Below are 8983 nucleotides of genomic sequence, written 5' to 3' on the forward strand. Positions count from 1 at the left end.
CCAGCCGCGCGGCGCCGGTATTGAGCGGCCCGCCCGACACGATGACGGCATGGCCGCGTCCGTACTTGTGGCCCCCGGCTGCAGGTGAGGGTCGCGAAATTTCCTCATTGATCCAGAGACTTGGGTCGATCGCCTGCAAGACTGATTCAGGTATGCCGATATCCGCCACCACCAGCGTGCCGCAGAGCGCCCTGCCCGGCATCAGCAGGTGCCCCGGCTTCGGCCGGAAGAACGTCACGGTCACGTCGGCCTTGACACTTGCGCCGCGCGGCTTTCCCGTCAGCCCGTCGAGGCCCGAGGGCACGTCGATGGCTACCACCGGCACGGCCTTGCCATTGATGGCGTCCGCCAGCTCCGCCGGGACATCCTTCGAAAGACCGGCGCCGAACAGGGCATCGACGATCAGCTCCGCGTCTCCCGCTGGTATCCCTTGCTGAACTTCGCCATCCCATTTCGCGGCCATGACCGCGGCATCGCCCTTCAGCCGCTCGCGCTCGCCATGAAGCGCAAGCCGCACCGGCCAGCCCCACGCCTTCAGGTACCGGGCGCAGACGAAGCCGTCGCCGCCATTGTTGCCGGGGCCGCAGAGCACGAGCGTATTCCGCGCGCCGTAGCGGCGTACAATCTCATCGGCCACGGCCCGGCCGGCATTTTCCATGAGGATGAGGGACGGCACGCCGGCCTTCATGGCCAGAGCGTCCGCACGGTACATTTCCAGCGGCGTCAGGAGTTCATGCATCGCGGTCCATCCTAGACGGGACTGCGGCCTACCGCCACGAATCTCGGCAGGCAGCGCGCCGCTTCTAGTACAGGGACTTGCGGGTCTTTTTCGTTGAAGAGGTCTTGCGGGTTGCCGGCGCCTCCCCGCTCGCGCTGCGGCAGCGGTATTTCCGGTGACCGGGGCTCGACGTGTACCAGACGGCCTTCCGGCCTGCGCCGCAGACATCCTTCGGCTTGCCGGCGGCGGCGGTCTTCTTCTTGCCGGTTGTCTTGCGGACGGCCTCCTTCGGCTTGGGTTCAGCGGGCTCCGCCTCAGGCTCTGCAACCTTGGCCTCAGGTTGCTGCACCTCTGGCTCCTCAGGCGTTGCGGGTGGCGAAACCTCCATGCGGACCACGCCCGCCTGACCGGAAGTGTCGCCTTGAACGGGTTCTGGAGGGGCAGACACCGGAATCGCACGCTGCGGCATCCGCATCGCCTCCGCCACGCGCGGTATGCTCGCGGCACTCTCCGGCGTGACGATGACGAGGTTCGTCTCTGTGTCCCTTTCGATCACCACCGCGCATTGCACCTTTGCAACCTCGGTGAACCCCGGCGCTGCCTCGACGGGGCTGACGCACTGGGATCCGATCAGAAATATGAGTTCGATCGACTTCATTGCTTCCCGGCCTGCTGGTCAATGACCGGCAGAAACATCAGAAATGGGGCCTCAGCATGTCGCGCCCGCCACAGGATTGCCGTGAATTCCGGGATTGGGGTGTTTCGTAAAGCGATGGCGTTGCCGAGTGCTGCGGCATCATGGGTCATCGTCAACACGCTGCTTGTCTGGAACTGGAGCAAGGAGCCGTTCCATCCCTGCCCGTTCACCCTGCTGATCCACTTCCTGTCGCTGGACTGCGCTCGCGGAGGCAACTATCAAGTTATGCCTACATATTAATCATTATGACTATTTTTTAGACAATCGATGCTGCACAATGGTTGAGCAACTGCGCCAAGCCCTTGAATCTACTTGTCGGCGCAACTGGCACGGACCCTGCACTCCTTAACGCGCATTAACGCGAGGCTGTCAGCGGACATGAAAAAGATCGAGGCGATCATCAAGCCCTTCAAGCTGGATGAAGTGAAGGAGGCGCTGCAGGAGGTTGGCCTGCAGGGCATTACGGTCACGGAAGCCAAGGGCTTCGGCCGCCAGAAGGGTCACACCGAGCTTTACCGGGGAGCCGAATACGTCGTCGACTTCCTGCCTAAGGTGAAGATCGAGGTCGTGCTGGCCGACGAGTTCGTGGAGAAGGCCATCGAGGCCATCCAGAACGCCGCCCGCACGGGACGCATCGGCGACGGCAAGATCTTCATCTCCAACGTCGAGCAAGCCATCCGCATCCGCACCGGCGAGTCCGGTCCGGATGCGCTCTAACCACAGAACACCACGAGCTCAATAGAGGGACACATCATGAGCAAGCCTATGGACGCAGCCGCCGTCCTCAAGATGATCAAGGAAAAGGACGTCAAGTACGTCGACCTGCGCTTCACCGATCCGCGCGGCAAGATGCAGCATCTCACCATGGACGTCAGCCAGATGGGCGAGGACGCATGGGCCGAGGGCCTGATGTTCGACGGCTCCTCGATTGCCGGCTGGAAGGCCATCAACGAGTCCGACATGGTTCTCATGCCCGACCCGACGTCGGCGCATCTCGATCCGTTCTACGCCCAGTCCACGCTCGCCGTGTTCTGCGACATTCTCGAGCCTGGCACCGGCGAAGCTTATAGCCGCGACCCGCGCATGACGGCGAAACTGACCGAGGCCTACCTCAAGTCGACCGGCATCGGCGATACCGTGTACGTCGGCCCCGAGGCCGAGTTCTTCGTGTTCGATGACGTGAAGTTCGCGACAAGCCCCTACAACACCGGCTTCAGGCTGGACTCGGCCGAACTTCCGATCAACTCGGACCGCGACTACGAAACCGGCAACATGGGCCACCGGATGCGCACCAAGGGTGGCTATTTCCCGGTGAACCCGATGGACTCCGCCCAGGACATGCGCTCGGAAATGCTCTCCGTCATGGGCGAGATGGGCCTCGTCGTCGAGAAGCATCACCACGAGGTGGCGTCCGCCCAGCATGAGCTCGGCACCAAGTACCAGCCGCTCACCATGGCCGCCGATCACATGCAGATCTACAAGTACGTGATCCACAACGTGGCCCACAGCTACGGCAAGACCGCCACCTTCATGCCGAAGCCGGTGTTTGGCGACAACGGCTCGGGCATGCACTGCCACTTCTCGATCTGGAAGGACGGCAAGCCGATGATGGCCGGCAACCAGTATGCCGACCTCTCCGAGCTCTGCCTCTATTACATAGGCGGCGTCATCAAGCACGCCAAGGCCTTGAACGCCTTCACCAACCCGTCGACCAACTCCTACAAGCGCCTGGTGCCCGGCTATGAAGCGCCTGTGCTTCTCGCCTACTCCTCGCGCAACCGCTCGGCCTCCTGCCGTATTCCCTTCACGGCAAACCCCAAGGCCAAGCGCGTGGAAGTGCGCTTCCCCGACCCGACGGCCAACCCCTACCTGTGCTTCTCGGCCATCGTCATGGCCGGCATCGACGGTATCCTGAACAAGATCCATCCCGGCCCGGCGATGGACAAGAACCTCTACGACCTGCCGCCGGCAGAACTCGCCAAGGTTCCGACGGTGTGCGGTTCGCTGCAGGAAGCGATCGACAGCCTCGCCGCCGACCACGACTTCCTCCTCAAGGGCGGCGTGTTCTCGAAGGAACAGATCGAGAGCTATCTCGAACTGAAGCAGGAAGAGCAGGACCGCTACCGGATGACGCCGCACCCGGTCGAGTTCGACATGTACTACAGCTGCTAACCGAAACGCTCGGGACGCGACAGGAAAAGCCCCGGTGGAAACACCGGGGCTTTTCTGTTTCGTAGTCCTGGCGAAGGACAGCGCCAAGCCTGCCAGGCGGACGGCCGTTCGCCTGATCTTTCAATCCTTCTTCCTTGCGTCTTCGCGCATGTGTTCGAACAGCTTGTCGGCGCGGGCCGCCAGCAGCGCCTTGCCGTCGCGAGTCGACCAGTCGTAGACGCCCTTGCCGGTCTTGAGGCCGAAGTGTCCCGCCTTCGCAAGATCGGACACCGCGGCGGGCGGCTGTTTCGCGGTATCGAGATCGGGAAGCAGGAATTCAGCGAACTTGTGCATGATGTCGAGACCGCCAAGCTCGGCACTCTCGATGGGTCCGGTGATGGAATAGCGGCGCCCGAGCGACAGCTTGAAGCTCTGGTCGATCGCCTCGGCACTGGCAATGCCATTGGCCCACATCGACCACGCCTCGCGCAGTACCGCGAACTGCAGGCGGTTGATGATGAAGCCGTCGACCTCCTTGTTCATCAGCGCCGGGGTCTGGCCCACAGCCTTGAGGATGTCACAGGCCCACTGCACCACCTCGGGCGCGGTTTGGGGGCCGCCGCAGACCTCCACGATGGGAATGAGCTGTGCCGGATAGATGAAGTGCATCGCCACGGCACGTTCGGGACGTTTCATCCGGGCCGTCATCAGGCTGATGGGCTGGCCGGAGGTGGAGCCCAGCACGACATCCGACGCACACACCGCATCGAGCTTGCCGAATATCTCGATCTGCAGTTCCCGCACTGCCGGGACCGCCTCGATGGCGTGGTCGGCACTGCCCGCCGCGGCAATGTCCGTGCTCGTGGAAATGCGGCCGAACGCGGCGTCGGCATCTTCCTTCGTTGCCAGTCCCCGCTCGACGAAAGCGTCGATGTTGCGCCGGATGGTTGACATCGCCTTTTCGAGACTTTCGGGATTCCGGCCGATCAGCGTCACGCGCTTTCCGGCCCGCGCGAAGACCTGCGATATGCCCTGCCCCATCAATCCGTTGCCGATGATGGCGACGGCGCGGACATCGTTCACTGGTCTCAGCATGGCGGTTCTCCCTCAGCCTTGGCCGGGTGAGCCTATGGATTGTCGCCGTGGTGCGCAATCCCGGCTGGGCACTTGCCCGCCTTGGTCCTCATGGTCGGGTGCCGCTGGCGGATTGCGAAGCACTCAGGCTGGGGCTAGAGGCTCATGGCATGGCCCACGCACCAGCACTGTCTGCCGGGAGGCACTCCTCCGATTTCAAGCTCGGCATCCTGCTGGTCGCAGGCGCGGCGATCACCTGGAGCTTCGGCGGGTCCATCGCCCGCTTCATATCGACAGAGGATTCCTGGGCCATCGTGTTCTGGCGCTCGGTGTTTGCGTCGGGCTTCCTGCTGGCATTCATGCTGCTGCGCGATGGTCCGCGCGGCACACTCAAGATGTTCCGCGACATGGGCTGGGCGGGGATCGGCGTCGCTGTTTGCTTCGGCACCGCATCGTCTGCCTTCGTGGTAGCGCTGCAACATACGACGGTGGCAAATATCCTGCTGATTCAGGCGGCAGCCCCGTTGTTCGCGGCACTCCTGTCATGGGTGGTGCTGCGCGAGCGCGTGACGCCTGCCACGGCACTGGCCATCGCCGTCGTCATCTTCGGTGTCGGCGTGATGGTGTCATCGTCGATCTCCGGCACCGTCTCGCCGATGGGCGACGGGTTGGCGCTGCTCATCACGGTGATGTTCTCCACCGCCATCGTCATCACCCGCCATTCGCCCAAGCTGCGCATGACGCCCGCCGTCTGCCTCGGCACGGCGATGGCAGCGGTCAATGCGTTTTTCCTGTCGGGCGGCCTTTCAGTCTCGATGCCGGATCTGGGCTGGCTCTTCCTGTTCGGCGCGATCAACCTGGGGATGGGCCTCGCCATGTTCGTGACCGGTGCGAGGCTGGTGCCGGCCGCCTTGGGCGCTCTCGTCAGCACGCTGGAGACGGTGCTGGGTCCGGTCTGGGTGTGGCTCATTCATGGCGAAGTGCCGGGCGGACGCACCATCATCGGCGGCGCCATCGTGTTTGGCGCGCTTCTCATCCACATCCTCACCGACTGGCGGCGGCAACGAGTGCAGGACCGTACCATGCCCACCCCCTGACAGTCTGGGCGTTCTCCACGACGTGGACACGGCGGGTGAAGGCGGGCGCATTCTTGACGGCACGAAGTTCCCCGCGCTTCAGGGCATCCGCCACATGGCGGCGCGGAAGATAACCTGAGCCGCCGCTCGCCAGCAGGTGATCGAGGGCCCAGTCGGACGAGGCGATCACTAGGGCCGAGGTCACGTCTCCGGGAAAGGCCGCCGCGTGCTGTCGCCTGAATTCATCGCCATGGTCGACATAGACGTAAGTCGCATCGAGCCGTGGCTGGTCCATTTCATCGAGCGAGACGAGGATCAATTCATCGTCGAACAGTACCCGGCTGGCAAAGCGCTCGCCGGCCTGCGGGGCGTAGCAGAAGGCGATATCGACGAGGCCGATCGACAGCCAGCGGTCGATCATGCGCTGCTCGCCCGGCCAGAAGGCCAACGCGATGCCGGGATTCGTTTCACGCACATGGGCGAGGAAGTGCTGGCCAAAGCCGTTCCACAGGTCGAAGTCGAGCCCCACGTTGCAAACACCCTCGAAGCCCCTGGGCAGCGACACTTCGGACAGCGCCTGCCCCCAGAGCTGCACCATCACTTCCGCATAGCGCTTGAACTTGAAGCCGGGAGACGTCAGTTCGGCGCCGGACTTGTTGCGGTGGAGCAGCTTCTGGCCAATTTCTTCTTCCAGCCCGTTGATGCGGGCCGTGACGGTCGAGGGCGTCACGTTCAGCCGCCGAGCCGCCGTCACCAGGTTTCCGGTGTCGACCACTTCGAGAAAGGTGCGGAGTTCGTCGAGGTTCATGGCGCCGTCCAATTCGACAATTTCGCACATAATGCCAAAAACATTTCGATTTTCAAATGCTGCGGGCTCTGCCAGTCTTTCACGACCATTGAAGGGGAACGGCCGATGGACTTCATTCACTTCCTTTCCAGCCACATGCTCGACCCGGCGATGGGCGGCAAGCGCCTCTACAAGGGCGTCGTGCAACAGGCGCTTCATGCCGAAGCGATGGGCTATCGCGGCGTCGGCATTCCGGAGCACCATCTGCTCAACGTGCTGCTTGTTCCCTCGCCGCTCCAGATGGCAGTGAAGATCGCCGCGCATACCAGCCGCATCAAGCTGGTGACGTCCGTCTGCCAGCTTCCCATCCGCGACATGCTGGTCTTTGCAGGTGAAGTCGTGCAGGCGCAGGCGTTGTGCGATGGACGCCTGATGCTGGGCGTCGGCAAGGGCGCCTTCGGGTTCGAGACGGGCCGGATCGGCGTGCCCATCGAAGACACCAAGCCGCAGTTCGAGGAAGACCTGAAGATTCTCGAGGCGCTGCTCACACAGGAAGACGTCACGTGGGATTCGCCGCGCTACTCGTTTGAACCCGTCACCATCATGCCGCGGCCGGAAGACCCGATCCCCCTCATGGTGGCCGTGATGAACCCCATCGGTATCGAGGCGGCGGCAAAAGCTGGCCATCACGTGCAGACGACGCCGCTCGGCGGCAGCCACCAGCAGCTGTTGGATCAGGTCAATGCGTTCAGGCGCGGCAAGGCATCGTCCGAAAGCCCGAACGATACGCGTCTCAGCCTGCAGCGCGGCATGTTCCTCGTGAAGAACGAGGCCGAGCGCCAGTTCATCGCGGAGAAGGCCCACACCTATTACAAGAGTTTCGACAATGTGTTCGGAGGCCCCGGCATCGTCGACAAGGGCATCATCCGCCCGCTGCCGCGCACGCAAACCGTTGAGGAACTTGCCGCCAACATCCTGCTTTGCGGGCGAGACGAGATGATCGACCGCCTGTCCGTCTATTCGGAGTTCGGCATCGACGAAGTGCTGACCACGTCGAACTTCGGTCAGGACGACCAGATGACACTCGACATGATGAGCCGATTTACCGAAGAGGTGATGCCGCATTTCGCGAGGATGGCGCCGAAGGTGCTCGCCGCCGAATGATACCACCTGCAATTCTTCCAGGCGGGGCTTGACCGCGCCATCCCTGCTGCACCACGCTAGCAGGGGATGGCCGCATCAAACCCGGCCATCAAATGTCTTTACGCCATACTCAAAGGGGAACCACACATGCCGATCATCCGTGTCGAAATGTTCAAGGGCCGCACGGCCGAGCAGAAGAAGAAGATCGCGCGTGAGTTGATTGACGGCTTCATCCGCGGCGCGGGCGGCGGCAAGCCGGAGTCCTTCAACATCGTGTTCGTCGACGTCGACAAGCAGGATTGGGCCACGGGCTACGACATGATGAACGAAAAATATCCGGACAAGTGAAATGCCCACACCTGTCCGTTCGGCATTTTCCGTCGAGGGCGAGGGCGAGCCTCTGTTCCTCATTCATGGCATCGGAGCTTCGCGCGCGTCCTTCGCGGGGCTCGTGCCTCACCTGAAAAACGAATACCGCTGCATCAGCTATGACCTGCGCGGGCATGGCGTATCGCCCACGCCGCAGCCGCCCTACACGCTCGATGACCTGGTGGAAGACCTTGAAGCCCTGCGCAAGGAGCTTGGCATCGAGACGGCGCATTTTGCGGGCCATTCACTGGGCGGCATGATCGGGCCGGCCTATGCGCGGAAACATCCGCAGCATGTGCGCACACTCGGACTGTGGTCCACGGCGGCCTTCCGCACCGAGGACGACAGCGCCAAGGTGAAGGGCGTCGTATCCGCCATGCGGACGAAGGGCATTCCGCAAGTGCTTGAGGCGCTGAAGGACCGCTGGTTCACGCCAGAGTTCAGCCAGCGCCGCCCGGATGTGATCGAGCGGCGCATGCAGCAGGTGATCGATACCAACCCGGACGTGTTCCTGTCAGTCTTCGATATCTATGCCGAAACCGAGATGTCGCCCTGGCTGCATGAGGTGAAGCATCCCTGCCAGGTCTTGACGGGCGAGAATGACGGCGGCTGCAACCCGCGCCTCAACACGCTGATCGCGGCGGCGCTGCCCGATTCGGAACTGGTGATCCTGCCGGTGTTGCGCCACGCCATTTTGCTGGAGGCGGCAGACCAGGTGGCGCCCCCGGTGCTCGACTTCCTGCGCCGACACAAGGCGAAGTAACCGGGTTCACAAACGGGAATGGCCGGGACAGACCCGGCCACTTCAAATTCAGATCGGAAATCGCCTCAGGAGGCGCGGCAATCCCTGTAGGCGCGGCGGTAGGTCCGGCGCCAGTGCTCGCTGGTGCTAGCGCCGCCAACCACGGCACCGCCCACGCCACCAATCACAGCACCACGGCCCGCGCCGCTCCGCCCGTCGATCGCAC

11 protein-coding genes are annotated in these 8983 nt (G+C 63.1%); 6 read left to right on the plus strand and 5 right to left on the minus strand.

Annotated elements, in window-relative coordinates; genetic code table 11:
* The 3 genes from ACEW8Q_RS01485 to ACEW8Q_RS01495 form a co-directional block, all read right to left on the minus strand.
* On the minus strand, positions 1–739 hold a 739-nt coding region (locus tag ACEW8Q_RS01485; protein ID WP_373502280.1), incomplete at its 3' end, for an NAD(P)H-hydrate epimerase.
* Positions 740–803: 64 nt separating this feature from the next.
* Complete coding sequence (locus ACEW8Q_RS01490) at positions 804–1376, minus strand: hypothetical protein (protein WP_373502281.1); 573 nt, start codon at positions 1374–1376, stop codon at positions 804–806.
* Positions 1373–1558, minus strand: a complete 186-nt coding sequence (locus ACEW8Q_RS01495) for a hypothetical protein (RefSeq protein WP_373502282.1) — start codon at positions 1556–1558, stop codon at positions 1373–1375. The genes ACEW8Q_RS01490 and ACEW8Q_RS01495 overlap by 4 nt, the downstream gene beginning before the upstream one ends.
* A 235-nt stretch (positions 1559–1793) precedes the next feature.
* Here ACEW8Q_RS01495 and ACEW8Q_RS01500 point away from each other — a divergent pair, with 235 nt between their 5' ends.
* Complete coding sequence (locus ACEW8Q_RS01500) at positions 1794–2132, plus strand: P-II family nitrogen regulator (RefSeq protein WP_373502283.1); 339 nt, start codon at positions 1794–1796, stop codon at positions 2130–2132.
* Between the two features lie 48 nt (positions 2133–2180).
* A complete protein-coding gene (glnA, locus tag ACEW8Q_RS01505) occupies positions 2181–3587 on the plus strand; it encodes a type I glutamate--ammonia ligase (protein WP_373502289.1) in 1407 nt (468 codons plus the stop codon).
* Between the two features lie 120 nt (positions 3588–3707).
* Here the strand turns inward: glnA and ACEW8Q_RS01510 are convergent, their stop codons facing one another.
* Complete coding sequence (locus ACEW8Q_RS01510; RefSeq protein WP_373502284.1) at positions 3708–4661, minus strand: 3-hydroxyacyl-CoA dehydrogenase family protein; 954 nt, start codon at positions 4659–4661, stop codon at positions 3708–3710.
* A gap of 149 nt (positions 4662–4810) precedes the next feature.
* Here ACEW8Q_RS01510 and ACEW8Q_RS01515 point away from each other — a divergent pair, with 149 nt between their 5' ends.
* Positions 4811–5737, plus strand: a complete 927-nt coding sequence (locus ACEW8Q_RS01515; protein ID WP_373502290.1) for a DMT family transporter — start codon at positions 4811–4813, stop codon at positions 5735–5737.
* Here the strand turns inward: ACEW8Q_RS01515 and ACEW8Q_RS01520 are convergent.
* Entirely contained in the window at positions 5685–6524 is an 840-nt protein-coding gene (locus ACEW8Q_RS01520; RefSeq protein ID WP_373502285.1) for a LysR family transcriptional regulator, read from the minus strand. The genes ACEW8Q_RS01515 and ACEW8Q_RS01520 overlap by 53 nt on opposite strands.
* A gap of 105 nt (positions 6525–6629) precedes the next feature.
* Between ACEW8Q_RS01520 and ACEW8Q_RS01525 the strand changes: the two genes are divergently transcribed.
* From ACEW8Q_RS01525 to ACEW8Q_RS01535, 3 genes are all read left to right on the plus strand, one after another.
* A complete protein-coding gene (locus ACEW8Q_RS01525; RefSeq protein WP_373502286.1) occupies positions 6630–7667 on the plus strand; it encodes an LLM class flavin-dependent oxidoreductase in 1038 nt (345 codons plus the stop codon).
* A gap of 66 nt (positions 7668–7733) precedes the next feature.
* Positions 7734–7994: a tautomerase family protein gene (locus ACEW8Q_RS01530; protein WP_373502287.1), complete on the plus strand. Its 261-nt coding sequence runs from the start codon at positions 7734–7736 to the stop codon at positions 7992–7994.
* Position 7995: 1 nt separating this feature from the next.
* A complete protein-coding gene (locus ACEW8Q_RS01535) occupies positions 7996–8778 on the plus strand; it encodes an alpha/beta fold hydrolase (RefSeq protein ID WP_373502288.1) in 783 nt (260 codons plus the stop codon).
* The last annotated feature ends 205 nt before the right edge of the window (positions 8779–8983 follow it).

The organism is Aestuariivirga sp., from assembly GCF_041738905.1.
Taxonomy (GTDB): Bacteria; Pseudomonadota; Alphaproteobacteria; order Rhizobiales; family Aestuariivirgaceae; genus Aestuariivirga.

Bases quoted from the DNA above. Each gene is read 5' to 3' on its own strand.
- ACEW8Q_RS01490 (WP_373502281.1), bottom strand. From the start codon at position 1,376: ATGAAGTCGATCGAACTCATATTTCTGATCGGATCCCAGTGCGTCAGC.
- ACEW8Q_RS01500 (WP_373502283.1), top strand. From the start codon at position 1,794: ATGAAAAAGATCGAGGCGATCATCAAGCCCTTCAAGCTGGATGAAGTG.
- glnA (WP_373502289.1), top strand. From the start codon at position 2,181: ATGGACGCAGCCGCCGTCCTCAAGATGATCAAGGAAAAGGACGTCAAG.
- ACEW8Q_RS01510 (WP_373502284.1), bottom strand. From the start codon at position 4,661: ATGCTGAGACCAGTGAACGATGTCCGCGCCGTCGCCATCATCGGCAAC.
- ACEW8Q_RS01515 (WP_373502290.1), top strand. From the start codon at position 4,811: ATGGCCCACGCACCAGCACTGTCTGCCGGGAGGCACTCCTCCGATTTC.
- ACEW8Q_RS01520 (WP_373502285.1), bottom strand. From the start codon at position 6,524: ATGAACCTCGACGAACTCCGCACCTTTCTCGAAGTGGTCGACACCGGA.
- ACEW8Q_RS01525 (WP_373502286.1), top strand. From the start codon at position 6,630: ATGGACTTCATTCACTTCCTTTCCAGCCACATGCTCGACCCGGCGATG.
- ACEW8Q_RS01530 (WP_373502287.1), top strand. From the start codon at position 7,734: ATGGCCGCATCAAACCCGGCCATCAAATGTCTTTACGCCATACTCAAA.
- ACEW8Q_RS01535 (WP_373502288.1), top strand. From the start codon at position 7,996: ATGCCCACACCTGTCCGTTCGGCATTTTCCGTCGAGGGCGAGGGCGAG.